The organism is Pseudomonas sp. GM50, from assembly GCF_000282375.1.
GTDB lineage: Bacteria > Pseudomonadota > Gammaproteobacteria > Pseudomonadales > Pseudomonadaceae > Aquipseudomonas.
This window is the reverse complement of record NZ_AKJK01000055.1, coordinates 21704-45799: the sequence shown is the minus strand read 5'-3', so window position 1 is coordinate 45799 and position 24096 is coordinate 21704. Positions and strand designations below refer to the sequence as shown.

Annotated in this window: 21 protein-coding genes and 1 tRNA gene; 5 read left to right on the top strand and 17 right to left on the bottom strand. The window is 59.4% G+C overall.

The window, feature by feature from the left end:
* Positions 1-49 precede the first annotated feature (49 nt).
* The 6 genes from PMI30_RS15890 to dibA all read right to left on the bottom strand — a co-directional run bounded on the left by PMI30_RS15890 (position 50) and on the right by dibA (position 6432).
* Entirely contained in the window at positions 50-1039 is a 990-nt protein-coding gene (locus PMI30_RS15890) for a sulfate/molybdate ABC transporter ATP-binding protein (RefSeq protein ID WP_007899637.1), read from the bottom strand.
* A gap of 3 nt (positions 1040-1042) precedes the next feature.
* A complete protein-coding gene (cysW, locus tag PMI30_RS15895; RefSeq protein ID WP_007899636.1) occupies positions 1043-1912 on the bottom strand; it encodes a sulfate ABC transporter permease subunit CysW in 870 nt (289 codons plus the stop codon).
* 12 nt (positions 1913-1924) lie between these two features.
* On the bottom strand, positions 1925-2743 hold the full coding sequence (cysT, locus tag PMI30_RS15900; RefSeq protein ID WP_007899634.1) for a sulfate ABC transporter permease subunit CysT: 819 nt from the start codon (positions 2741-2743) through the stop codon (positions 1925-1927).
* A 204-nt stretch (positions 2744-2947) separates the two neighbouring features.
* A complete protein-coding gene (locus PMI30_RS15905; RefSeq protein WP_008009582.1) occupies positions 2948-3961 on the bottom strand; it encodes a sulfate ABC transporter substrate-binding protein in 1014 nt (337 codons plus the stop codon).
* Positions 3962-4097: 136 nt separating this feature from the next.
* Positions 4098-4280, bottom strand: coding sequence for a sulfur starvation response protein OscA (oscA, locus tag PMI30_RS15910; protein WP_007899630.1), 183 nt, complete (start codon positions 4278-4280; stop codon positions 4098-4100).
* Positions 4281-4512: 232 nt separating this feature from the next.
* Entirely contained in the window at positions 4513-6432 is a 1920-nt protein-coding gene (gene dibA, locus PMI30_RS15915; RefSeq protein ID WP_008009577.1) for a phosphodiesterase DibA, read from the bottom strand.
* Positions 6433-6579: 147 nt separating this feature from the next.
* Between dibA and desA the strand changes: the two genes are divergently transcribed.
* Both desA and PMI30_RS15925 read left to right on the top strand, forming a co-directional pair.
* Positions 6580-7764 carry a delta-9 fatty acid desaturase DesA gene (desA, locus tag PMI30_RS15920; RefSeq protein WP_007899628.1) on the top strand — a complete coding sequence of 395 codons (1185 nt, stop codon included), beginning with the start codon at positions 6580-6582 and terminating at the stop codon, positions 7762-7764.
* 306 nt (positions 7765-8070) lie between these two features.
* Positions 8071-9060, top strand: coding sequence for a GGDEF domain-containing protein (locus tag PMI30_RS15925; RefSeq protein WP_008009574.1), 990 nt, complete (start codon positions 8071-8073; stop codon positions 9058-9060).
* 192 nt (positions 9061-9252) lie between these two features.
* On the opposite strand, the gene PMI30_RS15930 is transcribed toward PMI30_RS15925, so the two are convergent.
* The 3 genes from PMI30_RS15930 to gabD form a co-directional block, all read right to left on the bottom strand.
* Positions 9253-10467 carry a response regulator gene (locus PMI30_RS15930; protein ID WP_008009573.1) on the bottom strand — a complete coding sequence of 405 codons (1215 nt, stop codon included), beginning with the start codon at positions 10465-10467 and terminating at the stop codon, positions 9253-9255.
* A 149-nt stretch (positions 10468-10616) separates the two neighbouring features.
* Positions 10617-11894: a 4-aminobutyrate--2-oxoglutarate transaminase gene (gene gabT / locus PMI30_RS15935; protein ID WP_007899625.1), complete on the bottom strand. Its 1278-nt coding sequence runs from the start codon at positions 11892-11894 to the stop codon at positions 10617-10619.
* A gap of 179 nt (positions 11895-12073) precedes the next feature.
* Complete coding sequence (gabD, locus tag PMI30_RS15940; RefSeq protein ID WP_008009570.1) at positions 12074-13516, bottom strand: NADP-dependent succinate-semialdehyde dehydrogenase; 1443 nt, start codon at positions 13514-13516, stop codon at positions 12074-12076.
* 349 nt (positions 13517-13865) lie between these two features.
* Between gabD and PMI30_RS15945 the strand changes: the two genes are divergently transcribed.
* Positions 13866-13942 (top strand) — tRNA-Arg (locus PMI30_RS15945).
* A 113-nt stretch (positions 13943-14055) separates the two neighbouring features.
* Here PMI30_RS15945 and PMI30_RS15950 read toward each other — a convergent pair.
* Positions 14056-14940 carry a LysR substrate-binding domain-containing protein gene (locus PMI30_RS15950; protein WP_008009568.1) on the bottom strand — a complete coding sequence of 295 codons (885 nt, stop codon included), beginning with the start codon at positions 14938-14940 and terminating at the stop codon, positions 14056-14058.
* Between the two features lie 104 nt (positions 14941-15044).
* Here PMI30_RS15950 and PMI30_RS15955 point away from each other — a divergent pair, with 104 nt between their 5' ends.
* Positions 15045-16289: an MFS transporter gene (locus tag PMI30_RS15955; RefSeq protein WP_008009566.1), complete on the top strand. Its 1245-nt coding sequence runs from the start codon at positions 15045-15047 to the stop codon at positions 16287-16289.
* Between the two features lie 182 nt (positions 16290-16471).
* Here PMI30_RS15955 and PMI30_RS15960 read toward each other — a convergent pair whose 3' ends face one another.
* From PMI30_RS15960 to PMI30_RS15980, 5 genes are all read right to left on the bottom strand, one after another.
* Entirely contained in the window at positions 16472-16741 is a 270-nt protein-coding gene (locus PMI30_RS15960) for a hypothetical protein (RefSeq protein WP_238541989.1), read from the bottom strand.
* Positions 16742-16762: 21 nt separating this feature from the next.
* Positions 16763-17395: a hypothetical protein gene (locus tag PMI30_RS15965; RefSeq protein ID WP_008009561.1), complete on the bottom strand. Its 633-nt coding sequence runs from the start codon at positions 17393-17395 to the stop codon at positions 16763-16765.
* Positions 17392-17973: an RNA polymerase sigma factor gene (locus PMI30_RS15970; RefSeq protein ID WP_008009559.1), complete on the bottom strand. Its 582-nt coding sequence runs from the start codon at positions 17971-17973 to the stop codon at positions 17392-17394. The genes PMI30_RS15965 and PMI30_RS15970 overlap by 4 nt, the downstream gene beginning before the upstream one ends.
* 17 nt (positions 17974-17990) lie before the next feature.
* Positions 17991-19727, bottom strand: coding sequence for a vWA domain-containing protein (locus PMI30_RS15975; RefSeq protein ID WP_008009556.1), 1737 nt, complete (start codon positions 19725-19727; stop codon positions 17991-17993).
* Between the two features lie 87 nt (positions 19728-19814).
* Positions 19815-20375, bottom strand: a complete 561-nt coding sequence (locus PMI30_RS15980; protein ID WP_008009554.1) for a YbhB/YbcL family Raf kinase inhibitor-like protein — start codon at positions 20373-20375, stop codon at positions 19815-19817.
* A gap of 138 nt (positions 20376-20513) precedes the next feature.
* On the opposite strand from PMI30_RS15980, the gene PMI30_RS15985 reads away from it, so the two are divergent.
* Complete coding sequence (locus PMI30_RS15985; RefSeq protein WP_008009552.1) at positions 20514-22043, top strand: apoptosis inducing factor family protein; 1530 nt, start codon at positions 20514-20516, stop codon at positions 22041-22043.
* A gap of 172 nt (positions 22044-22215) precedes the next feature.
* On the opposite strand, the gene pgaD is transcribed toward PMI30_RS15985, so the two are convergent.
* Entirely contained in the window at positions 22216-22743 is a 528-nt protein-coding gene (gene pgaD / locus PMI30_RS15990; protein ID WP_008009550.1) for a poly-beta-1,6-N-acetyl-D-glucosamine biosynthesis protein PgaD, read from the bottom strand.
* Entirely contained in the window at positions 22740-24095 is a 1356-nt protein-coding gene (gene pgaC, locus PMI30_RS15995) for a poly-beta-1,6-N-acetyl-D-glucosamine synthase (protein WP_008009548.1), read from the bottom strand. Before pgaC ends, pgaD begins: the two co-directional genes overlap by 4 nt.
* Position 24096 lies beyond the last annotated feature (1 nt).

Here is a 24096-nt window from a genome sequence, read left to right as displayed (position 1 = left end):
AACGACACAAATCACTGTGGGAGCGGGCTTGCTCGCGATGCTTTTGATTTTAAATGTTGGCGACTTTCTGCCAGACCTTCGGCTTGAAGAACAGCGTCTCACCCTTGGCCAATCCGACCAGGCTGTCGTGGTCTTTCACCACTTCAGCCTCGATCAACTCGCTCTGGCCTTCTACCTTCAGCGTCACCCGCGTAGTCGCGCCCAGTGGACGAATGTCCCGCACTTCAGCGGCGTGGTGGTCTTCCAGTTCATGACGCGACAGCGACACTTCGTGGGGACGGAACAGCACGTGTCGGTCTTCGCCCAAATGCAGACGGTTCGAGTCGCCAAGGAAGTGATAGACGAAATCGCTGGCCGGGTTTTCGTAGACGTCACCCGGTGAGCCGATCTGCTCGATCACGCCCTTGTTCATCACCACGATACGGTCGGCGACTTCCATCGCCTCTTCCTGGTCGTGGGTCACGAACACCGAGGTCAGGTTGATGTCTTCGTGCAGCCGTGCGAGCCAGCGACGCAGCTCTTTACGGACCTTGGCGTCGAGGGCGCCGAAGGGTTCGTCGAGCAGCAGGACTTTCGGTTCCACCGCCAAGGCACGAGCCAACGCAATGCGTTGACGCTGGCCGCCGGAGAGTTGTTCCGGGTAGCGATCGGCCAACCAATCCAGCTGCACCATGTTCAGCAGTTCGTGGACTTTTACCGCGATCTGGCTTTCATTCGGGCGCTGGTTTTTCGGCTTCATGCGCAGGCCGAACGCGACGTTGTCGAACACCGTCATGTGGCGGAACAAGGCGTAGTGCTGGAACACGAAACCGACATTGCGATCACGCACATCGTGGCCGGAGACGTCTTCGCCATGGAACACGATGTTGCCCTGGTCCGGGGTTTCCAGGCCGGCGATGATTCGCAACAGCGTGGTCTTGCCGCAACCGGACGGGCCGAGCAGCGCCACCAGCTCGCCGCTTTGAATGTCCAGGCTGATGTTGTCCAGCGCCTTGAACGCGTGGAAGTTCTTGCTGACGTTACGCACTTCGATCGACATGACTTATTCCTCCGCGGCGCTGGCGCGCAGGCGGTTAATACGGTTTTCGCTCCACTGCTTGAGCAGCAGGATGAAGAGCGCCAGGATCAGCAACAGGCTCGCCACGGCGAACGCGGCCACGTGGTTGTATTCGTTGTAGAGGATCTCGACGTGCAGCGGCAGGGTGTTGGTCACCCCGCGAATGTGCCCGGAAACCACCGACACCGCACCGAACTCACCCATGGCCCGGGCCGTACACAGCACCACGCCATAGATCAGGCCCCATTTGATATTGGGAACGGTGACGTGCCAGAACATCTGCCAGCCATTGGCGCCAAGCAGGCGCGCGGCCTCTTCCTCCTGAGTGCCTTGTTCCTGCATCAGCGGGATCAGCTCACGTGCCACGAACGGCACGGTGACGAAAATCGTCGCCAACACGATGCCCGGCAAGGCGAAGACGATCTGGATGTCGTGATCCTGCAACCACGGGCCGAACAGGCCCTGGGCGCCGAACATCAATACATAGACCAGACCGGCAATCACCGGCGACACCGAGAACGGCAGGTCGATCAGGGTCACCAGCATGCTCTTGCCGCGGAACGAGTATTTGCTCACGCACCACGCTGCGCTGACACCGAACACCAGGTTCAGCGGCACCGAAATCAGCACCGCGATCACGGTGAGTTTCAACGCCGACAAGGCGTCTGGCTCGAAGATCGCGGTGAAGAACGCACCGATTCCGAGCTTCAGGCCCTGAGACACCACGATCACCAGCGGCAGCAACAGGAACAGGGCGAACACCAGCCAGCCAAGGCCGATCAGGATTCGCCGCGATGAAGCACTGCCACGGCGGGCGGCGTTCGAGGAAGCAGCAGCAATAGACGATTGGGACATTTTTGCGCCTCCTTATGGGGTTTCGATGCGTCGTTGCAGCAAGTTGATCAGCAGCAACAGGACGAAGGAAACCACCAGCATCAGTACACCAATGGACGTGGCGCCGGTGTAATCGTACTGGTCGAGTTTGACCATGATCAGCAGCGGCAGGATCTCGGTTTTCATCGGCATGTTGCCGGCGATGAAAATCACCGAACCGTACTCGCCAACCCCACGGGCAAAGGCCAACGCGAAACCGGTCAGCCACGCGGGCAGCAGCGCGGGCACCAGAATATGGCGGAAAACCTGTAGCGGTTTTGCACCGAGGCACGCCGCCGCTTCTTCCACTTCACGCGGGATATCGGCCAATACTGGCTGTACGGTACGTACTACGAATGGAAGTGTCACAAAAGTGAGGGCAAGGGTGATGCCGAGGGGGGTATACGCGATCTTGAAACCCAGGTCCGCTGCAAACTGACCCACCCAACCATTGGGCGCGTATAGCGCGGTCAGCGCGATACCGGCCACGGCGGTGGGCAATGCGAAGGGTAAGTCGATCATTGCATCGATGACTTTGCGCCCAGGGAAGGTATAGCGCACCAGCACCCAGGCCAGCAGCGTGCCGATGATGCCGTTGATGATTGCGGCATAGAGCGCGGTGCCGAAGCTGAGCTTCAACGCCGCCAGCACCCGTGGCGCCGAGATAATCGCCCAGAACTGGTCCCAGGTGAGTTGAGCGGCATGCACGAACATCGCCGCCAGTGGAATGAGCACAATCAGGCTGAGGTACACCAAGGTGTAGCCCAGCGTCAGCCCGAAGCCGGGTATGACGGGGGAGATACGACGCGACATAAAAGTCCTTGGTTGAGAACGCGCTAAGCCCCGACGGTGAAATCGGGGCCTGTTAGCCAATGCCAGCCACTTAAGTGCTAAACCTGTGGGAGCGGGCTTGCTCGCGAAGGCGGTGTGTCAGGCGACATCAATGTTGACTGTGCCGCTGTCTTCGCGAGCAAACCCGCTCCCACATGGATTGCGCATTGGCTGATCTATTTCAGGTTACTGCGCCTGATAAATCTGGTCGAACACGCCACCGTCATTGAAGAATTTCGGTTGCGCGGTTTTCCAGCCGCCGAAGTCCTTGTCGATGGTCACCAGCTCCAGTGTCGGGAACTGTTTGGCGTACTTGGCGGCCACCTCTTTGTCACGTGGACGATAGAAGTTTTTCGCCGCGATTTCCTGGCCGGCCGGGCTGTACAGGTGCTTGAGATACGCTTCAGCAATGTCGGTGTTGCCCTTTTTCTCGGCGTTCTTGTCGACCACGGCCACCGGTGGTTCGGCAAGGATCGACAGCGACGGTACAACGATGTCGAACTTGTCGGCGCCACCGTCTTCCTTCAACGCCAGGAAGGCCTCGTTTTCCCAGGCCAACAACACGTCGCCCTGACCGTTGTTGACGAAGGTGATGGTCGAGCCGCGAGCACCGGTGTCCAGCACAGGCACGTGTTTGAACAGGGTCTGCACGTACTCTTTGGCCTTGGCTTCATTACCACCGTTGGCTTTCAGGCCATAAGCCCAGGCCGCGAGGAAGTTCCAGCGTGCGCCGCCGGAGGTTTTCGGATTCGGGGTGATGACTTCCACGCCGTTTTTGGTCAGGTCGCCCCAGTCCTTGATGCCTTTCGGGTTGCCCTTGCGCACCAGGAACACGATGGTCGAGGTGTAAGGTGTGCTCGCGTCCGGAAGACGCTTCTGCCAGTCGACCGGCAGGCTCTTGCCGAGCTTGGCCACTTCATCGATATCACCAGCCAGGGCCAGGGTCACCACGTCGGCCCGCAGACCGTCGATCACCGCCCGGCCCTGCTTGCCCGAACCACCGTGGGACTGCTGAATTTTCACGTTGTCGCCAGCGTGGTCCTTTTTCCAGAAGTTGATGAACTCGGCGTTGTACTCCTGGTACAGCTCACGAGTCGGGTCATACGACACGTTGAGCAGCTCGTAATCCTTGGCAACCGCGGAACCAGCAAAAAGGGCACTGGCCAGGGCGGCCAAAGCAAAATGACGAATCGACGACATGGTGAAAGCTCCTGGAATTCTTGATGTGTTGGCTTTTTCTTATGGTCTGGAACGGGTTGCCTGTTCGAAGATCGCAGCCTTTACATCAGGCTCCCGTAGGAGCTGCCGAAGGCTGCAATCTTTGATCTTTTGCGTTTTAGCTCGGCTTGTTGCCCGGGCTCTGCAAACGGAATTTCTCTTTGCGTTCGATCTGAACCACCTGGGCGTTATGCACGGTGATTTCCACCGCACCAAAGCGCAGATCGCGCAAGGCGCTCTGAATCTCACGCAAAATGGTGGCTTCGTCCTGCCCGTCAACACTACGTAGGGATGCGCTCATGGTGCTGCTCCTTTAATGAGATATGCCTGGCAGTGGCGGGCACTGCTTACGGCGTAGGGGCAATAGTAGATAGGCGCGGATATTCTTAAAAAGACTATTTAAGAATGTTTATATAACTAAAAAGAATTATTTGATGGAGCAAGGGGTTGCGGAGGACCCACTACTTTCAAGGGCGCACAAAACCCTGTGGCGAGGGGGCTTGCCCCCTCGCCACAAAAAGCAGATCAGCCGCTCATCCGATCACTGGCGCCCGAGCCCAATCCAATGACGCCGCCGGCACTGGCCGCCCAAACCAGTAGCCCTGCCCCAAATCGCAGTCATGCTCGAACAGGAAACTTGCCTGCTCGACCTGCTCGATCCCCTCGGCGTGCACTTGCATCCCCATGCTCTGCGCCAGCGCAATGATTACCCGCGCGATCGCCGCGTCATCCTCATCACCCGGCAAGCCTGCGACAAACCCCTGATCGATCTTGAGCTTTTGCACCGGCAAACGCTTGAGCCGCAGCAACGATGAATAGCCCGTGCCGAAGTCATCGATGGCCAGCCGCACACCCAACTCACGCAAGCGATGCATCTGCTCCAGCGCCACTTCCGGGTCTTCCATCACCGCGCTTTCAGTGACTTCCAGCTCCAGATACGCTGGATCCAGGCCGGTGTCGTGCAGCACCTGAGCCACTTGCTGATACAACTCGCGGCGGGCAAACAGGCGAGAAGAAACGTTCACCGCGACAAACGACAACTCCACGCCCGCCGCTTGCCACTGGCACATCTGCTGGCAGGCCTGGCGCATGATCCAGGCATCGATCTCGGCAATCAGCCCGGTGCGTTCGGCGATGGGGATGAATTCAGCCGGCGACACCAACCCACGTTGCGGATGCTCCCAGCGCACCAAGGCCTCGACGCCGATCAGGCGACTGGTTTTGAGGTCATGCACGGGCTGGTAATAAACCCGCAATTGCTGCTGCTCCAGCGCTCGGCGCAATTGGAATGCGATCTCGACGCGCTGCTGGGCGTGCGCAGTCAACTCTTCGGTGTAGAGGGCGTAGCCGTCGCGGCCAGCGCTCTTGGCCTTGAACAGCGCCGAGTCGGCGTTGCGCAACAGTTGCTCGGCACTCAAGGCATCGCTTGGAAACAGACTGATGCCGATGCTGGCGTTGATAAATAGCGGATGCCCGTCGATCTGGAACGGTTCTTTAAGGCCATCGATGACTCGCTGAGCCAGCGCCGCGGCATGCCCCGGTTGCGGGCAGTTTTCAGTCAATACCGCAAATTCGTCGCCGCTGAGCCGCGCCAGCGTGTTGCCCGGGCCGAACAAGGTATTCAGGCGCTCAGCCACAGCCTTGAGCAATTGGTCACCAACACTGTGACCGAGACTGTCATTGATCAACTTGAAATGATCGAGGTCGATCATCAGCAACGCGCAACCACGCTTGTGGACCTGCGCCGAGGCCACGGCCTGCCCGGCACGGTCGGTTAGCAGAAGGCGATTGGGCAGATCGGTCAACGGATCGTGATGGGCCAGATGCGCCAATTCATGCTCGGAGCTCTTGATCGCGCTGATGTCGGAAAACACCGCAACGTACTGGCTGAGCCGCCCCTGATCGTCGCGAATGAGGCGGATCGTCTGCCATTGCGGGTAGATCTCGCCGTTTTTACGGCGGTTCCAGATTTCTCCGCTCCACTCACCAAGGCTGTCGAGTGCCGCGAACATCACCTGGTAGAAACCCGGCGGGTGATGGCCCGACTTGAACATGTTCGGTCGCTGCCCCAGCACTTCCTCGCGCTGGTAGCCGGTGATTTCCATGAACGCCCGGTTCACATGGACGATCAACCCGTTGCTATTAGTGACCAGCACCCCTTCACAGGTGCAATCGAACACCGCTGCCGCCTGACGCAAACGTTCCCTGTCTGTATTGCGCTCACGCAACTTGGCGCCGACACCCAGGCAGCGAAACAATCGCGCCCGCGCAATGAAAATCAGCCCGGCACTGAACGCCACCCAGGCATAACCGTTGATCAGCTGCCAGCGCAGCAGGTCGGCGGAACTATCGAAGAACCTGTTCAATAAATAACCACTAAACTGGAACCAGGCTACGGAAAGCACCAGATAGAGCAGCGCTGCACGCAAAGCATCGCGATAGGTGGCTGGCATTAGAGCGTCCATGTCCCTACAAAAAGGCTGGAATTATAGATTAAAGAAACATCCAGCCACTCTTATCTGAAAGGGCGACTGGTTTTATCCGTGGGCTAAGTGATAATGCAACGGCTGTTTTTTTCTTTATCGAGGGTCCTATAGGCTATGTGGTACGAAGGTTTTCTTGGCTTATCGCCCTGGTCACTGGTGGCAGTCACCCTACTGATGACCCACGTGACGATCGTCGGCGTCACGGTTTATCTGCATCGCTATTCAGCCCATCGCTCGCTTGAGCTCAATGCCGGCCTGAAACATTTTTTCCGCTTCTGGCTGTGGTTGACCACGGCACAGAACACTCGCGAGTGGACAGCTATCCACCGCAAGCATCACGCCAAATGCGAAACCGTCGATGACCCGCACAGCCCGGTCATCAAGGGTCTGTCCACCGTTCTGCGCAAAGGCGCCGAGCTGTACCGTGCAGAAGCGGAAAACCCCGAGACCCTGCGCATCTACGGCAAGAACTGCCCCGAAGACTGGATCGAACGCAACCTTTACAGCCGCTTCCCGCTGTTGGGCGTGGCGATCATGGGCGTCATCGACCTGCTGCTGTTCGGCACCATCGGCATCACCATCTGGGCCATCCAGATGATGTGGATCCCGGTGTGGGCCGCAGGCGTGGTCAATGGCCTGGGTCACGCCATCGGCTACCGCAACTTCGAATGCCGCGATGCGGCCACTAATCTGGTGCCCTGGGGCATCCTGATCGGCGGCGAAGAACTGCATAACAACCATCACACCTACCCTAACTCCGCCAAACTGTCGGTGAAGAAATGGGAGTTCGACCTCGGCTGGGCCTGGATCCAGGTCTTCAGCTTCCTGCGTCTGGCCAAGGTCCAGCGGGTTGCACCCATCGCCCACCGCGTTGAAGGCAAAGGCAGCCTGGACATGGACACCGCCATGGCGATCCTCAACAACCGCTTCCAGATCATGGCCCAGTACCGCAAGCTGGTGATCGCGCCGCTGGTCAAGCAAGAGCTGGAAAAGGTCGATCACTCGGTCCGCCACCAGTTCCATCGGGCCAAGCGTTTGCTCTCGCGGGAAACCAGCTTGCTGGACGACAAACACCATATGCGCATCCAGACCATGCTCGAGCACAGCCAAGCGCTGAAAGTAATTTACGAAAAACGCCTGGCCTTGCAACAGATCTGGGTCAAGACGAGCTCAAATGGTCACGACATGCTGGCCGCCATCAAGGATTGGGTACACGAGGCCGAGGCCAGCGGGATTCAATCCCTGCGTGACTTCGCCGACCAGTTGAAAACCTACTCCCTGCGCCCTGCCAACGCCTGATCCTCCACAGAAGAGGCTTTTCGTAGGAGCCAGGCTTGCCGGCGAAGGCGCTCTTAAAGACGCCTTCGCCGGCAAGCCTGGCTCCTACGTATCCGATCCGCCCTTCGGGCTTGCCCCCACCCGCTTGATGGCGAAGCCATCGCAAACCAGCGACGTGTTTTAACCGCCCGGCGGGAGCATGCTCTCTCGCCACCCAAGGCGGGAACTTCGCTCCAAATCCCCTATCTCAAAGACACTTCGCCATCCAGGCGGGCTTTGTTCTTGGCCGCTGTCGACATAGCGGCACGCCCTTTGAGATTTGTGCCGATGGTTAATAAAAGCCTACAAGACACATCCCTTCCACAGTGGCCCGAGGCCGCGCAAACCCTGATGGCGCTGATGCATGCCCAGGGTGAAGTGGCACGCCTGAGCGAACGCGAACAGCTGTTCAGCTCGCTGCTGGTCAGCGTCAACGCCGTGCTTTGGGCATTCAACTGGGAAACCCGTCAGGTGCTCTACGTCAGTCCGGCCTATGAGCGGATTTTCGGCCGCCCCGCCGGCCTGTTGCTGTCCGACTACAACCACTGGCGCGACAGCGTCTATCCCGATGATCTGGACTACGCCGAGCGCAGCCTGGCGCAAGTGCTGGTCAAAGGCGCCGTTGAAGACCGCGAGTACCGCATCATCGCCGCCGACGGCCAAGTGCGCTGGCTCAGCGACAAGTGCTTCATCAACCGTCAGGCCGAGCCGGGCCAACCGGTGATCATCGTCGGCATTGCCGAAGACATCACCGAAAAAAAGCAGATGGAAGCCCAGCTGCAACATCTGGCCAGCACCGACGCATTGACCCAAAGCAGCAACCGCCGGCACTTCTTCGAATGCGCCCATCGCGAATTCGAGGAGGCGCGGTTGAACGGTGCACCAATGGCGTTCCTGCTGCTGGACATCGATGACTTCAAAGTGGTCAATGACACCTACGGCCATCAGGAAGGCGACAAGGTGCTGCAACGCATCGCCGAGAGCGGTCGTGCGGCCCTGCGGCGTGGTGATCTGTTCGGACGGATCGGCGGTGAGGAATTCGCGGCGGTGTTTCCCGGTTGCGCACCGGACATGGCCATGCAGGTGGCCGAGCGCCTGCAACGGGAAATTCAGCGGTTAAGCTTCAGCCACGACGACCAGACGTTCGGCATCACCGTCAGCCAGGGCCTGACCAGCCTCACGCCCGAGGATGAAAGCATCGACAGCCTGTTCGCCCGCGCCGACGCTGCGATGTACCAGGCCAAGCGCCAGGGCAAGAACCGCATCATTTCTGGCTGAGAAATTGTCTGACGCTGACACTTACCTGTGGCGAGGGGGCTCGCCCCCGTTCGGTTGCGCAGCAGCCGTAAAATCAGAGCACGCGGTATTTCTGACAGAGCCAGGTTGTCGGGGTTCAGGACTGCTTCGCAGCCCAACGGGGGCAAGCCCCCTCGCCACAGAGCCTCGCTCCCACAGGGTTTCGTGTCAGATTCACTTCTTGCGCAAACGCATCAATTCCGGCAATCCGATCTTGAGCAACCGCGCTGTACGGCTCTTGGACAACGCTTCGATCCCCTCATGCTCGGTCAGGCGCGCCAACTGGGCGGCCATGCTCATCACCAGCGCTTCGCGGGAGTAAACCCCGCCACCGAGCTGGTAAACCGCCGCAATCAGCTCTCGTAGTTCCAGAGGCAGACGCCAGCGGGTCCGTAGCGCCGAACCATAGGCCGCGCCGAATTCGGCCAGGGCATCGCCGACTTCCTCCCATTCATCCAGCTCACCGCCGGCCTGCTTCCACTCCTGCAAACAGCGCAGCAAGGCCAGATCGCCGAGGCGATGCAGCATGCCCGCGCAATAACAGCGCTCCTGATCCAGATCCAGCAAGCGCGCCAGCGTCCGCGCGTATTCGGCGGTGTGCAGCGACAACTCCCAATAACGCTCGGCATAGTCCGCCAGCTGCGGATCGCTGAGCCGGGCACTGCGCTTGAGGGCGAGGCCCAGAATCAGGTTCATGCTTTGCCCGGTGCCCAAGCGATGCAGCGCCTGAGACAGGGTTTGCACGGCGGTGCCATGGTGCTGGGCCGCGCTGTTGGCGGCGGCGATCAAGACAGCGGTGATTTGCGGATCGGTGCGAATCTCGTCTTCCAGCCGTGTCAGATCAAGGCCATCAGGATTGAGGCTACGCTTGATCGCCACCTGCACGTCAGTCATCAACGGCGCACCGTCCGCCAGCTCGCGCCGCCGCTCCAGGTACACCGACAAGGTCATGCCCGGCGCCAATGACGGCGCCTCACAGGACACCTCTTCGCCGGCGTTCAGCAACAAATCCTGCAGGCGCTGGGTCAGGCTTTCCATGTTCAAGGGTTTGGTCAGGTACGCCGTGGGCGCCAGGGGCAAGACTTCATGCACGCTGGTGCTGTCGTTGCGGCTGCTCATCAGAATGAAGGGCTGCGGCGGATTACGTTTGCGCTGACGGACACTGCGCAAGACGTTCAGGCCATCGACGCCAGGCAACTCCCAGTCAACGATCACCAGATCGTAAGGATTTTCCGCCAACAGGTGCAGTGTCTCCTGGCCATCGGCACACAAGTCCAGCCGCGCGTCGCAGCGCACATTCAACAACACCTGCTTGAGCAGATCGCGGGACCAAGGGTCGGCCTCGGCAATCAGCACACGCGGTACAGCGGGTAACACCACAGCAGTCATCGCACACTCCAACGGCAATGCTTGCACCTTAGTCAATGATGGCTATTCGATACAGCTCAATTGCCCCTGATGTGTTTCAAGCGGCATCAAAAAACCCGCCGAAGCGGGTTTTTTGTCGATCAGATCACAAATGAATCAGAGCACTCGGATCACAGCTCAGAGAAGCACTCTTCGATGATCGCCAAGCCTTTGTCCAGTTGCTCGTCCGGCGAGGTCAGCGGTACCAGTACGCGCAGAACGTTGCCGTAGGTGCCGCACGACAGCAGGATCAGGCCCTTGTCGCGCGCCTTGGCCACAACCGATGCCACAGCAGCAGCGTTCGGCTTGTGGCTGTCGCCGTCGACGAACAGCTCGACCGCGATCATCGCGCCCAGGGCACGCACTTCGCCGATGACCGGGTACTTGGCCTGGATGGCTTTCAGGCCAGTCACCAGACGCTCGCCGACCGCTTTGCAGCGATCCAGCAGGTGCTCTTCTTCGAACACTTCCATCACGGCCAGGGCCGCGGCGCAAGCGATCGGGCTACCGGCGTAAGTGCCGCCCAGGCCGCCTGGAGCGATGGCGTCCATGTATTCGGCCTTGCCGCACACACCGGCCAGCGGGAAACCGCCAGCGATGGATTTGGCGAAGGTGGTCAGGTCGGCAGCAACGCCCATCTGTTCCATGGCGAAGAAAGTGCCGGTACGGCCAGCGCCAGTCTGTACTTCGTCAGCGATCAACAGAATGCCGTGCTGGTCGCACAAAGCGCGCAGACGCTTCATGAACTCTTTAGGCGCGACGTAGAAACCACCTTCGCCCTGAACCGGCTCGATGATGATGGCAGCGATGTCACGCGGCTCTGCGTCGTTCTTGAAGATGCGCTCGATGCTGGCGATCGAATCGTCGATGCTCACACCGTGCAGTTCGTTCGGGTACAGCGCGCGGAAGATGCCGCCTGGCATCAGGCCCATGCCGGCCGAGTAAGGCACGACTTTACCGGTCAGGCCCAGGGTCATCATGGTGCGACCGTGGTAAGCGCCGGTGAACGCGATCACGCCGGCACGGCCAGTGGCGGCACGGGCGATCTTGATGGAGTTTTCCACAGCTTCGGAGCCGGTGGTCACCAGCAGGGTTTTCTTGGCGAAATCACCCGGCACCTTGGCGTTGATTTTTTCGCACACTTCCACATACGGCTCGTAGGCCAGTACCTGGAAGCAGGTGTGGGTCAGCTTGTTCAGCTGTTCGGTCACGGCGGCGATGATTTTCGGGTGCACGTGACCGGTGTTCAGCACGGCGATACCGCCGGCGAAGTCGATGAACTCGCGACCTTCAACGTCGGTCACGGTGGCGTTCTTCGCGGACTCGGCGAAGATCGGGTGAATCTGGCCAACACCGCGCGGTACAGCGGCTTCGCGGCGTTTCATCAGGGATGCGTTAGTCTTGCTCATAGTGTCCTCAGTCACCGCTCATCGGGCGGCGTGGTTCAAGGAAAATGCGGCGGGGAGGCAACTACGGCAGCATGCGATGATCGACTGCCACAGCTTTCCCGGCCACAGAGAAAATTCCGTTTGAAGCGCGCAAAGGGACAGCGCTCTCGTGCCCTTTGCGCTTGAAGCAATGCCTTGCCTTAGATGCCCAGGCAGAGGTATTTGATTTCCAGGTAATCTTCGATGCCGTACTTGGAGCCTTCACGGCCCAGGCCCGACGCCTTGATGCCGCCGAACGGCGCGACTTCGTTGGAGATCAACCCGGTGTTGACGCCGACCATGCCGTATTCCAGGGCTTCAGCCACACGGAACACACGACCCAGGTCGCGAGCATAGAAGTACGAGGCCAGACCGAACTCGGTGTCGTTAGACATCGCGATCACGTCGGCTTCATCTTTGAAGCGGAACAGTGGCGCCAATGGACCGAAGGTTTCTTCCTTGGCCACGGCAGCGTTGTTCGGCACGTTGGTCAGGATGGTCGGCTCGAAGAAGTTGCCTTGCATGCTCTTGCCACCGGACAGTACGGTCGCGCCTTTGCTCACGGCGTCAGCAATGTGCTCTTGCACCTTGGCCACGGCTTTTTCGTCGATCAGCGGACCAGTGGTGGTGCCTTCTTCCAGACCGTTACCGATCTTGAGCTTGGCCACGGCCACTTTCAGTTTTTCGGCGAACGCGTCGTAGACCGAATCCTGAATGTACAGACGGTTGGCGCAGACGCAGGTCTGGCCATTGTTGCGGTACTTGGAAATGATCGCGCCTTCGACGGCCTTATCCAGGTCCGCGTCGTCGAACACGATGAACGGAGCGTTGCCGCCCAGTTCCAGCGAAACTTTCTTGATGTCCTTGGCGCACTCGGTCATCAACTGACGACCGATTTCGGTCGAGCCGGTGAAGGACAGTTTGCGCACGATCGGATTGCCGGTCAGCTCGCTGCCGATATCGCCAGCGCTACCGGTCACCACACTGAACACGCCGTTCGGAATACCGGCACGCTGGGCCAGTTCAGCCAGCGCGAATGCCGAGAAAGGCGTTTGCGAAGCCGGCTTGAGCACCATGGTGCAACCGGCGGCCAGGGCCGGGCCGGCTTTACGGGTGATCATCGCGGCCGGGAAGTTCCACGGAGTAATCGCAGCGGTCACACCGATCGGCTGCTTGATCACGATCAGGCGCTTGTCTGGCTGGTGGCCCGGAATCACGTCACCGTAGACACGCTTGGCTTCTTCAGCGAACCACTCGATAAAGGAAGCGGCGTAAACGATCTCGCCCTTGGCTTCAGCCAATGGCTTGCCCTGCTCCAGAGTCATCAGGCGAGCCAGGTCGTCCTGGTTCTCGATGATCAGCTCGAACCAGCGACGCAGCTTGTTCGCGCGCTCCTTGGCGGTCAGGCCACGCCAGGCCGGCAGCGCTTTATCAGCGGCTTCGATCGCACGGCGGGTTTCGGCAGCGCCCATTTTCGGCACAGTGCCCAGAATTTCGCCCGTTGCCGGGTTATTGACCTTGATCGTCTGACCGTTGTCCGCATCGACCCAAGCGCCATCGATAAAGGCTTGCTGGCGGAACAACTGGGTGTCTTTAAGCTGCATGTCGGCTTTCCTTAACAGCACCGCGGCAAACGCGGAGCGAATTATGATTGTAGAAAGGCGCCTTATAGGCTGCCGTCAGGGAAATCATTCACCGGGCTGAAGCACATAAATAGCGCACAAATCGAACTCGTGCGGTTCAGCACCCAGACAAGAGCGTTTGAAATCTCAAACGAATCCTAGGATCAAAGGGGGTAAAGGACAATAGGCTGTTCGAAAAAAAGAACGAAAACGCCGCATTTGCCTATTTTTTCGGATCAGCGTAGCAAACGCAGGTTACGCTTTTGAAAAAGGCAGACGATTCAGCAGCATGGACGCCCGCAGTGCATATGAGTATCATGGCGCCCGCATTGCACCAGTAGCTCAGCTGGATAGAGTACTGCCCTCCGAAGGCAGGGGTCGTGGGTTCGAATCCCGCCTGGTGCACCATACGCAGAAATGAAAAAGCCTCAGATCTTAAGGTCTGGGGCTTTTTTGCGTCCTGAATCCGGCAAAAATCAAAGAAGACCTTACTTGGCAAAGCCTTCTATTCGAACTGTCACTCAGTAAAAAATTTCACCTCGAATTGCTTGTATGACAATACTCGACAATCGCTCAGTCAGTGGATCCGGATTAGCCTCTCGCCTGTGCAACGTCAGTGCGATAGAGGGTAATGGCGGTAACCCCCGCTCGCCGGCAATCAATAGCTCGGTGCCAGGCTGCAAACCCAGGGCCGTTCTGATCGTGTAACCCAAGCCAGCCTCGGTCGCTGCAGACAAACCATTGAGACTGGAGCTGGTGAACGAAAGTAACCAAGGAATCCCTTCGCGGGTCAGCGCTTCGGTGGCCATCGAATGAAACGGACAGGGCGCGTCGAACGCGATGATGGGCAGCGGGGTTCCTGATTCGATGCGCCAGTCAAGGTATTGGTGAGAAGAACCGATCCATTGCATGGGCAGCTCCGCCACCCGTTCCTGATACCCGGCTCTATTTACATCTCCCCACACTACCGCGAGGTCAAGCGAGCCATTTTCGATCCGGCTCAGCAGATCCGCATTGCGTGCAATCCGGGCTTCAACTCGAACATCGGGATGAGCCCTGGCGAACCGGCCGAGCACAGTTGGCAAGAAGCTGCTCAGGTCCTCTTGAAGCCCGAGACGTACCCATCCCTTTAGCTTGAGCTCGGAAACGGCCGTGATCGTCTCATCGTTGAGGCTTAAAAGCCGTCGGGAGTAATTGAGCAGCACCTCGCCGGTGTCCGTCAGAGCCAGCCTGCGACCTGCCTTCTTAAACAAAGGCGATCCCGCCTGGGCTTCCAGTTTCTTCAATTGGGCGCTGATGGCTGATGTTGAACGAGCGAGCTTTTGTGCCGCCTTGGCAAAGCTGCCCAGTTCGACCCCGGTGACGAAACTGCGCATGACATCTAAGTCGAAGTTTATTGGTCTCATGACAATCCTGTTTTTCGGGACGAACACGCAAAATTATTTGATATTCGAAACGATACTCTCATGAGAATCTTTCGACCCACAACTATTGAACTGGTGGGATTCTTATGCCTGTAGATAACGGTCACCGCTGGAAAGTGCTTGGCGTCGGCGTTGCGGCCAATGCAAGCTTTTCCAGTGTAGTGGGGGGACTACCCGCGACAGCGGTCTATATGAGAGCGACGTACCAACTTGATAACACCCAATTGGGACTTGTTTTGGGGGTTCTAGGTCTGGGCATCGCCGTCAGCGAGATCCCATGGGGGCTACTGACTGATCGCTGGGGGGATCGTCCTGTGTTGCTGACGGGGCTTCTCACTTCCGGGATCGCCTTGCTGATACTGGCGATGCTTGCCTTGTCTGCACCCACGGCGATGTTGCTGGCGATAGGCCTGTTCGTGGTGGGCTTGCTCGGAAGCAGCGTCAACGGCGCCAGTGGTCGAGCCATCATGGCCTGGTTCAAAGAGGGTGAGCGAGGCTTGGCCATGAGCATTCGGCAAACGGCTGTGCCGGGGGGGTATGCCTTGGGCGCGGTGGTGCTGCCCTATCTCGCTCACACGTACGGATTTGTTGAAGTCTTCACTGCCTCAGCCCTGTTCTGTCTCGTCGCAGGCCTGTTTGCGTGGTTCTGGTTGTATGAGCCCGATTTCTCCGGCAATGCAGCGAAAAAACAAAGCCAGGAGGCAAGCACCAGCCCGTTGAAGGACTCGAGAGTCTGGCGAATCGTTTTGGCCATTGGCCTGCTCTGCGCACCGCAATTCGCCATTCTCACTTATGCAGCCGTATTTTTTCATGACTTTGGCAACATCAATATCACGCTGATCTCCGCTACGTTGGCCGTCATACAAATTGGTGCGATCGTCAGCAGAATCTGGAGCGGACGCTGGACCGATAAAAACAAAAATCGTCGCAGTTACCTTAAAACCTGTGCCTGGTTGAGTGCTCTGACCTTTCTGGTGCTGGGTGGTACGGTTTCGGCAGCCAGCTTCTACGGCATGAGCGAAACCCCGCTGGCGAGCGCCCTGATCATTGGTGTGATGATCATCGCCGGGATCAGCGTGTCCGCCTGGCACGGCGTTGCCTACACAGAACTTGCCACACTGGCAGGGGCCAGTCGGGCGGGCACGGCCTTGGCCATGGGCAACACCTGCGTCTTTGTCGTGCTGTTCGCGACTCCTATCGCGGCGTCCGCCCTCATGACTCATTTCTCCTGGGGCGTGGTGTGGCTGGCCGCTGCCTTTTGTGCACTGTTGACCGTGCCGCTCTTTCCCCGGGTTGAAAAAAACTATGCATTGGAACTTGGCTCGGCTTGAGATTGTTTTTCGCTAGAGCGTCACAACTACTCTAAAAAGTGGTTGCTACCTGCGTATGAAAATAGGCGTTGACTGCGTCATCGAATGCGCCGCTCTTCATGTAAACATAAGCAACGTGGTCGGAAGCCATCGCAATCAGAAATACGGCTAGTGCTAATAAAAAAACCGCCAAAGCGGTTTTTTCATTCTGTCGTCCAGTCAAACTCGTCGTAGTCATCATCGTCTTCTTCGTCCTCGATCAACTCATCATCAAGAACGTCTTCCTCAAGCGCTTCTTCTGCCTGCTTCGCCAGAAGAAACTCCTTACGACTCTCAGTCACTGCTCGCCGTAATTCCTCACCCTTCACCGGGCAGTTGAGCATTTGGGCGATGCGGTCGATTTTTTGTGCCACGGCATCCTCCAACGCATCGGCTATGGGTCGATAGTGCGCGCTTTCGGGTGTCGATGCCAAATTTGCCGACCGCTGTTCACTTCATTTCTTCTGCAAATCCTTGAGTCGGGCCGCAAGGTTTTCCTTGGGAAAGCGCTTGTGCAGTGTCGTCATCAGCGCCTCGGCGGCTTGGGTCTGACCGGCGTCTTGCAGGCGTATCACTTCACGTAATTGATCATCCAATGACTTGGTCGGCGCGGCGGCGCGTTTGCTGAGTTTTGCTTCGTCAGCCATTTCACTATTGATCGACTCACGCTGCATCGGTGCAGAAAACTCCGCCATTGGCGCAGCGGGCGCGGACATTGCTCCGGCCGGTGCAGGCTGGGGGCGAGCAACGGGTTCATCCACTTCAGCCGCTTCCTGCTTGGAGAGCGGTGCGGACGTTTTGGGCGCAGGGGCGAAGTCATAACTCGGCAGTTGCTCCGGCGTGCGCTGTACCAGCGCCAGCATCAGGGCCACGCCAACGAGGCTGGCGAATGCCACTTGCCAACGGGGTTGCTGACAGGCGCGGAGCCAGCGCTGCCACAGGTTCGGCTTCGGCGCGGGAGCTTCGCGATGGGCCGTTGCGAGGATGAAGGCGTCGAGATGCGCCGGTGGTTCACCGCTGCTGTGATCGCGAAAATGCTTGAGCACTTCATCGTCGGGCGATGGCGGTGTTTGTCGGGCGTCAGTCATGTCAGTACCTCCTCGGCCAGCAGCCGACGCAGTTTTTGCTGGGCGTAGCGCAAGCGGCTTTTAACGGTTTCCAGCGGTGTTTCGGTAAGGGTGGCGATCTGCGGCAGGTCGAGGTCGCCGTGGGCGCGCAGCAGGAACACTTCGCGCTGGTCGGCGGGCAAGGTTTGCAGGGCGGTTTCGAGGCGTTGACCGTCGCGGCTCAGGCTTAGCAGTTGTTCGGGGTCGGCCGCGTCATCGATCAGTGCATGGGTTTGCTCGTCATAGCTGTCGTGCAACGGGTTGTGGATTCCGTGTTTGCGCCAGTGATCGATCAGTCGGTTGCGGGCAATCTGGTAGAGCCAGGTACGAAAGTTCGCCCGACCTTGTGGCTGACTGGTGCTGCGGATCAGGCTCAGCCAGGTTTCCTGATACACCTCTTCGGCCAGTTCGGGCTTGCCGCTGAGGCCGAGGAGGAATCGATAAAGGCCCTGGCGATGGCGGGCGTACAAAACTTCGAACGCCGGCCCGTCGCCCGAACGATAACGCGCCAGCAGCGATTCGTCGCTGCCGGCGGCTGAGCTGATTTCAGAATCGGACATGTCAGTGCTGGCCTCTTTCACTCTATCCGGTTGTCATTGGGCTGTTGATTCGAGGCCGTCGGGGTTCGCAGGCTCTGCGCCAACTCCACCAATTGCACGAATTCACCGCGCAGGCCGAATTGATCATCGCCTCGTGCGCAACGGGCCAGGGCTTCGGTGTCCTTCAGGCTGAACTCACCGGTATAACGCCCGTCCTTGAGTTGCTGGGAAAATGCGGCGACGGCAGCGGCGAATCTCAGATCATCACTGGCTGCCGACAGTTTTCTGGCCTCACCCCTCAGGATTGGCCGCTCGATCAAGCGACTATTCCCACCTTCCGGCAACTGATAACGCACTCGCAACATCGCCATTTCCCCGGTGTTTGCGGAAACATCGGCCGCAGCATTGCCATAGCGCAGCGGTTCCAGCCAGCCCTTCTCGCCCTTGGGGACAATTTCATACAACGCGGTCACCGTATGCCCTGCGCCGATTTCTCCGGCGTCGACTTTGTCGTTGCTGAAATCCTCACGCTTCAAGGCGCGATTCTCATAACCCAACAGCCGATACTCGCTGACCTGCGCCGGGTTGAACTCCACTTGCAGCTTCACGTTTTTCGCCACCACCGCCAAAGTCGAACCGAGCTGATCCACCAGCACTTTGCGCGCCTCGCGCAGGTTGTCGATGTAGGCGTAGTTGCCGTCACCCGCGTCGGCCAGTTGTTCCATCAGGTGTTCATTGTAGTTATCCACACCAAAACCCAGGGTGGTCAGGGACACGCCAGTCTTGCGTTTATCCACAGCCATTTGTTTGAGGCTGTCGAAGTCGCTGATGCCGACGTTGAAGTCACCGTCGGTGGCCAGCAGGATGCGGTTGATGCCTTTGGGGATAAACGCCTGTTGGGCCATTTGATAAGCCAGTTCGATACCCGACGCGCCGGCGGTCGAGCCGCCCGCAGTCAATTGATCGATGGCGGTACGAATTTTCGCTTTTTCCCGTCCGGAAGTCGGCTCCAGCACCACGCGAGATTCTCCGGCATACACCACCAGCGAAACCCGGTCCTGCTCGCGCAGTTGATCGACCAGCAATTTCAGGGTGCTTTTGACCATGGGCAAGCCTTCGCGACGGTCCATGGAACCGGACACGTCCACCAGAAACACCAGGTTTGCCGGGGCCAGTTCCGCTACCGCGCGATCGGATGCCTTGATGCCGATACGCAGCAAGCGGGTATGCGGGTTCCAGGGTGACGGCGCCAGCTCGGTGGTCACGCCGAACGGCGAGCCATCGGTGGGCAAGGCGTAGTCGTAGGGGAAGTAATTGACCATTTCTTCCAGGCGCACCGCCCCTTCGGGAGGCAAACGCCCCTGATTGAGCAAGCGGCGGACGTTGGCGTAAGCGCCAGTATCAACATCGGCACTGAAGGTCGAGACCGGTGCTTCGGCCACGCTGTGGATCGGGTTATCGGCCAGCGCCTGATATTGCTCCCGCTGCTCATCCCGATAGCCCTGTGGATAAGCCTCGCCGGCCGGCATGGGCGCGAAAGCGACCGACGGTGCCGGTCGCGCGTTGTGCTTGGCCATCGAGGTGTCCGCCATGACTGCTTCGCGATGCACCAACGCTTCAGTTTTCGATTCACTTTGAGCCGGAGGCGCAACCACTGCCGGGCTGTCCGTCTCAGAATCTGGCGTGGATGACGCGCCGCAACCGGCAACGGCCAACAACAACCCGGCGGCGAAACCCTGGGCGGCCGGGCGGAGGAAATGCAGAGGGAGGGACATGGGGGCTGACCTCAGGAGGAAATTGACTCATTCATCCTCTGAGACGGACAGCCCGATCAGTTCGGGTTAAGCCGAAGTGAAAAATCTTCAGCGATGATAACGCCGCACCACGCTGCTGTTTTTCAGCACATGGCCTTTGATCTGTTCCATCAGCTGCGCGCGGGTCAGGCCGGCGGGCAAGGCTTCTGGCGCCAGGTCCAGGGCGTAGAGCTGGATGATGTAGTGATGGGAGCTGTCGCCGACGGGCGGGCAAGGACCAATGTAGGTGGTGGTGCCTTTGATATTGGTGCCGCCCACGCCTTCGAGGGTGGATTTGGTGCCAACGCCGGCCGGGATCTGGCGCGTCGTGGCCTTGATGCCGTAACGAATCCAGTGATCGACGCCCAGGCCTTTCTGGCCGTCCGGGTCGTGCATGACGATGGCGTAGCTGAGAGTGCCTGGTGGGCCGGCGTTCCAGCTCAGGGCCGGGGACAGGTTCTTGCCGCCGCAACCGCTGGCATCGCTGGCCTCGGCCACCGTGAACAGGCGATTGTCCGAAACACCGGGAATGCTGAGGGTGAAACGCTCCTGGGCCTGCGCCGGAAACTGCACGCAAAGGGCGACTGCAACGGCCGCCAGCCAAGGGTTCAAAGAGGTCAATCGGGTCATACCGGAGCACCTTGTGCGGGTGGGGCCGTCGTCGGCTCGCAAACTATAGCCGGACCGTTCGTGCGGTGGCAGCAGAATTGGCTGAACCTGGGAATAAGCGCCAAACTCCTAAGTGAAACACCTGCCTGGAGAGCGATCATGGCACTGCACCGCGTCGCCCGTTTCGCCGATGTGCCCCAAGACCGTGGCCTTGAAGTCCGGATCGACAAGACAAAAATCGTCTTGCTGCGGGTCGGCGATCAATTGCGCGCCTATCAAGGAAAATGTCCCCACGCCGGGGCACCGCTGGCCAAAGGTGCGCTGTGTGAGGGACGGCTGATCTGCCCATGGCACAAGGCGGCTTACCGGCTCGAAGACGGTGCGTTGTGCGAGCCGCCGTCCCTGGACAGCCTGCGACGCTACCCGCTGGAAATCCGCGACGATGAGGTCTGGGTCGACGACCAGCCGATGCCCACCGCCAGCACACCGCCGGCTGATGATAAGCGGACTTTTGTCATCATCGGCGCCGGTGCCGCCGGTACGGCTTGTGCCGCAGCGCTACGGGAGAAAGGCTTCGGCGGCCGGGTATTGCTGATCGACCGTGAGCCCGAGGCCGGCTACGACCGTACGGTGTTGAGCAAATTCGTGATTGCAGGCGAGATGCCGCCGGACGAAGTGCCACCTCTGCGCGATGAAAATTTTTATCAAGAACAGCGCATTGAACGGATAAACAGTGATGTGATGGGCCTGGATGCAGCGAATCGGACTCTGCGCCTGGCCGATGGTCAATCGTTGAACTATGACGCCGCCGTGATTGCCACCGGCGGCATCCCCAAAACCCTGTCGCTGCCTGGCGCCGACCTGCCGCAGGTATTCGTGCTGCGCTCGAAGGCCCAGGCGCAGCAGATTCTGACGAGCGCAAAACCCGGTCAGCGGGCAGTGATCGTTGGCGACAGTTTCATTGCTCTGGAATCCGCTTCATCCCTGCGTCAGTACGGCCTGGATGTCACCGTCCTGGCCCGCCATGCCATCCCGTTCGAGGCGCACTTCGGCGATGCCGTCGGCAAAGCGATTCGTGCCCTGCACGAGGCCAACGGCGTGGTGTTTCATACCGATGGCGAAGCGGCCCGGATCGAAGGCGCAGGCAAAGTCGAAGCAGTGCTGCTGGACAATGGTCAGCGCTTGCCGGCGGATCTGGTGCTGGTCGGCATCGGCGTCACCCCGGCAACAACCCCGTTTGCCGATTTGCCCAAAGAAAAGGACCTGTCGTTGAAGGTCGACGGCGGGATGCGCATAACCGACGGGCTCTGGGCCGTCGGCGACATTGCGACCTTCCCGCTCAACGGCCAGCCCCAACGGATCGAGCATTGGCGCCTGGCTCAGCAACAGGCGCGGATTGCGGCGGCGAATATGCTCGACGGCGACGAACGCTACCTCGACGTGCCGTATTTCTGGACCTGGCACTTCGGCAAAAACTACGACTACCTCGGTCACGCCCAGGCTTGGGACGAGGTTGAGTTCAAGGGTGATCCTGACCATCCACCGTTTATTGGCCTGTTCGGCAAGAACGGCGTGGTGGCGGCGGCCGTGGCCTGCGATGAAGAGCGGGCGATGGCGATGCTCGCTGAACGGATGAAACAGCCGTTGTCGGTGGATGAGGCGTGGCGCTTGGTTCGGGACATGAGTTGACGGCTGTTTTCCCGCCAATCACGTCAACCTCTGGGGCAAGGCGCAAATCTGTGGCGAGGGGGCTTGCCCCCGTTCGTCTGCGCAGCAGACGCAAAATCTCTAATTTACCAACGATCTTGTGAGTGCTACGCACTCAAACGGAGGCAAGCCCCCTCGCCACGGGGAATGCGATCTAGACGTGGCTCATTGGCTCGCGATTGTCGTCATCTTCGGCTGACAGGCGGATCACCAGCGGATGCTCCAGCGGCGCCAAGGGCGGCGGCAGGTCAGCCGGGTCGACCGGGAAGAAGTGCGTAACGACATGGCTGACATCGCCATCCTGATCGTTATGAATGGTCATCGAGCCCGGCGTGCGCAGTTTCGCCAGCCGGTCGCCGCTCAGCTTGAAGCTTTTGCTGAGCCCCTGATCATCCACCACCGGCGCCGGCAAACGGCGCTGGGCGAAGCTCTTGCTTTTGCGCTGTTGATAACGCGCCCACGAGATCAGGATCACCGCGTTCAACAACGCCACCCACAGGTAAATCTGCAGCGTGCCGAGGGCGTCGAAAAATGACGCATCGATGCGCGGGCCGTCATGGGTATCGAACAACGGCCACACCCCCCGCGCCAGTAAATACAGCAGACCGACCCAGGCGAGCACGGTGAGAAAAACATCGATCACGACCAGAAAGGGCCGCTGCCGGGTTCTGATGATTTTCATTTGATGACCTCCTCTTCATCATCATTCAGCGGTTTGATGCCCCGGTCCGGACTGACCCAGCGCGCGCGCTTCTGATGTTGGCCGAACAGCACTTTGGGGAAGCTGACCAAGGTGGTGAGCAAGCTGATGAACCAGAACACCAGCGGATACCAGACCACCCAGAACATGGTCTTGCCGAGGCCCTTCTCATAACGGCGGTCGATCAGGATGCTGACCGCGAATTGCACCAGGCAGACCACTGCCAACAGCAGCCCGGTAAAGGCCGGAGGCATCAGGTGATCGACGGCAATGGCTGCCGGCATTTCAACGAATTTGCCGACGCCCCAGAAAATCACCGACAGCAGGAACGTGAAGGCCCAACCAGTGGACAGGCAATATTCGAACAGCAGCGGCCAGAGGTAACGATGGCGGTATTGCCAGATGCCACGGATGTTCTTGAACAGCACCTCGGCGCCACCCTGGGCCCAGCGCAGACGCTGCTTCCACAGGCCACCGAGGGTTTCCGGCATCAGAATCCAGCACAACGCCCGGGGCTCGTAGAAAATGCTCCAGTGATCCAGTTGCAGCTTCCAGCTGATGTCGATGTCTTCGGTGATCATGTCCGGGCTCCAGTAGCCGACCCGGTTCAGGGCCGTGCGACGGAAGGCGACGATCACCCCGGAGACGGTAAAGATCCGCCCGAACACCCGTTGGGTGCGCTTGATCAGGCCGATGATCGACGAGAACTCGCCGACCTGCACGCGTCCGATCAAGGTCGAACGGGTGCGGATTCGCGGGTTGCCGGTCACGGCGCCCAGTCGCGCATTGTCGAGCATCGGCGCAACCAGATACGCCGCGGTGTTCGGCGCCAGCAGCGCATCGCCGTCGATGCACACCAGATACTCGCTGCGCGCCGCAATAGCGCCCATGCGCAGGGCCACGGCCTTGCCCTGGTTCTCCGCCAGGTGCAGCACCCGCAGACGCGGATCCTGCGCCGCCAGTGTATCGAGCACCGCGGCGGTGTTGTCCTTGGAGCCGTCGTTGATCGCGATCACTTCGATGTTCGGGTAATGCTGGGCCAGCGCCGCATGGATGGTATCGGCCGCGTTGTCGCCTTCGTTGTAGCAAGGGATGAGGATCGAGATCAGCGGTTCGCCAGCCAGCGGTGGCGGCAAAGTGTCGTCCTGCCACGGCCAGTGCCGCTCCCAGTGCAACCAGAAATACAGGCCGCCGGCAATCCACAGTCCCGACATGAACAGTGGATAGAAGAACACGAAGTCCATCAGGAACTGCCCGGTGAGCAGAAAGATCAGCCCGAGGGGAACCCCAAGGACGATCGCCAGAACCAGCAGGGCTAAAAGTCTGTCCAGCATG

What these genes read in the sequence shown, in the direction of transcription:
- PMI30_RS15975 (WP_008009556.1), bottom strand. Translation starts at nt 19,727, where the DNA reads ATGTCCCTCCCTCTGCATTTCCTCCGCCCGGCCGCCCAGGGTTTCGCC.
- PMI30_RS15970 (WP_008009559.1), bottom strand. Translation starts at nt 17,973, where the DNA reads ATGTCCGATTCTGAAATCAGCTCAGCCGCCGGCAGCGACGAATCGCTG.
- pgaD (WP_008009550.1), bottom strand. Translation starts at nt 22,743, where the DNA reads ATGAAAATCATCAGAACCCGGCAGCGGCCCTTTCTGGTCGTGATCGAT.
- gabD (WP_008009570.1), bottom strand. Translation starts at nt 13,516, where the DNA reads ATGCAGCTTAAAGACACCCAGTTGTTCCGCCAGCAAGCCTTTATCGAT.
- oscA (WP_007899630.1), bottom strand. Translation starts at nt 4,280, where the DNA reads ATGAGCGCATCCCTACGTAGTGTTGACGGGCAGGACGAAGCCACCATT.
- gabT (WP_007899625.1), bottom strand. Translation starts at nt 11,894, where the DNA reads ATGAGCAAGACTAACGCATCCCTGATGAAACGCCGCGAAGCCGCTGTA.
- PMI30_RS15980 (WP_008009554.1), bottom strand. Translation starts at nt 20,375, where the DNA reads ATGACCCGATTGACCTCTTTGAACCCTTGGCTGGCGGCCGTTGCAGTC.
- PMI30_RS15955 (WP_008009566.1), top strand. Translation starts at nt 15,045, where the DNA reads ATGCCTGTAGATAACGGTCACCGCTGGAAAGTGCTTGGCGTCGGCGTT.
- desA (WP_007899628.1), top strand. Translation starts at nt 6,580, where the DNA reads ATGTGGTACGAAGGTTTTCTTGGCTTATCGCCCTGGTCACTGGTGGCA.
- PMI30_RS15905 (WP_008009582.1), bottom strand. Translation starts at nt 3,961, where the DNA reads ATGTCGTCGATTCGTCATTTTGCTTTGGCCGCCCTGGCCAGTGCCCTT.
- PMI30_RS15950 (WP_008009568.1), bottom strand. Translation starts at nt 14,940, where the DNA reads ATGAGACCAATAAACTTCGACTTAGATGTCATGCGCAGTTTCGTCACC.
- PMI30_RS15925 (WP_008009574.1), top strand. Translation starts at nt 8,071, where the DNA reads ATGGTTAATAAAAGCCTACAAGACACATCCCTTCCACAGTGGCCCGAG.
- pgaC (WP_008009548.1), bottom strand. Translation starts at nt 24,095, where the DNA reads ATGCTGGACAGACTTTTAGCCCTGCTGGTTCTGGCGATCGTCCTTGGG.
- cysT (WP_007899634.1), bottom strand. Translation starts at nt 2,743, where the DNA reads ATGTCGCGTCGTATCTCCCCCGTCATACCCGGCTTCGGGCTGACGCTG.
- cysW (WP_007899636.1), bottom strand. Translation starts at nt 1,912, where the DNA reads ATGTCCCAATCGTCTATTGCTGCTGCTTCCTCGAACGCCGCCCGCCGT.
- PMI30_RS15930 (WP_008009573.1), bottom strand. Translation starts at nt 10,467, where the DNA reads ATGACTGCTGTGGTGTTACCCGCTGTACCGCGTGTGCTGATTGCCGAG.
- PMI30_RS15985 (WP_008009552.1), top strand. Translation starts at nt 20,514, where the DNA reads ATGGCACTGCACCGCGTCGCCCGTTTCGCCGATGTGCCCCAAGACCGT.
- PMI30_RS15890 (WP_007899637.1), bottom strand. Translation starts at nt 1,039, where the DNA reads ATGTCGATCGAAGTGCGTAACGTCAGCAAGAACTTCCACGCGTTCAAG.
- PMI30_RS15965 (WP_008009561.1), bottom strand. Translation starts at nt 17,395, where the DNA reads ATGACTGACGCCCGACAAACACCGCCATCGCCCGACGATGAAGTGCTC.
- dibA (WP_008009577.1), bottom strand. Translation starts at nt 6,432, where the DNA reads ATGCCAGCCACCTATCGCGATGCTTTGCGTGCAGCGCTGCTCTATCTG.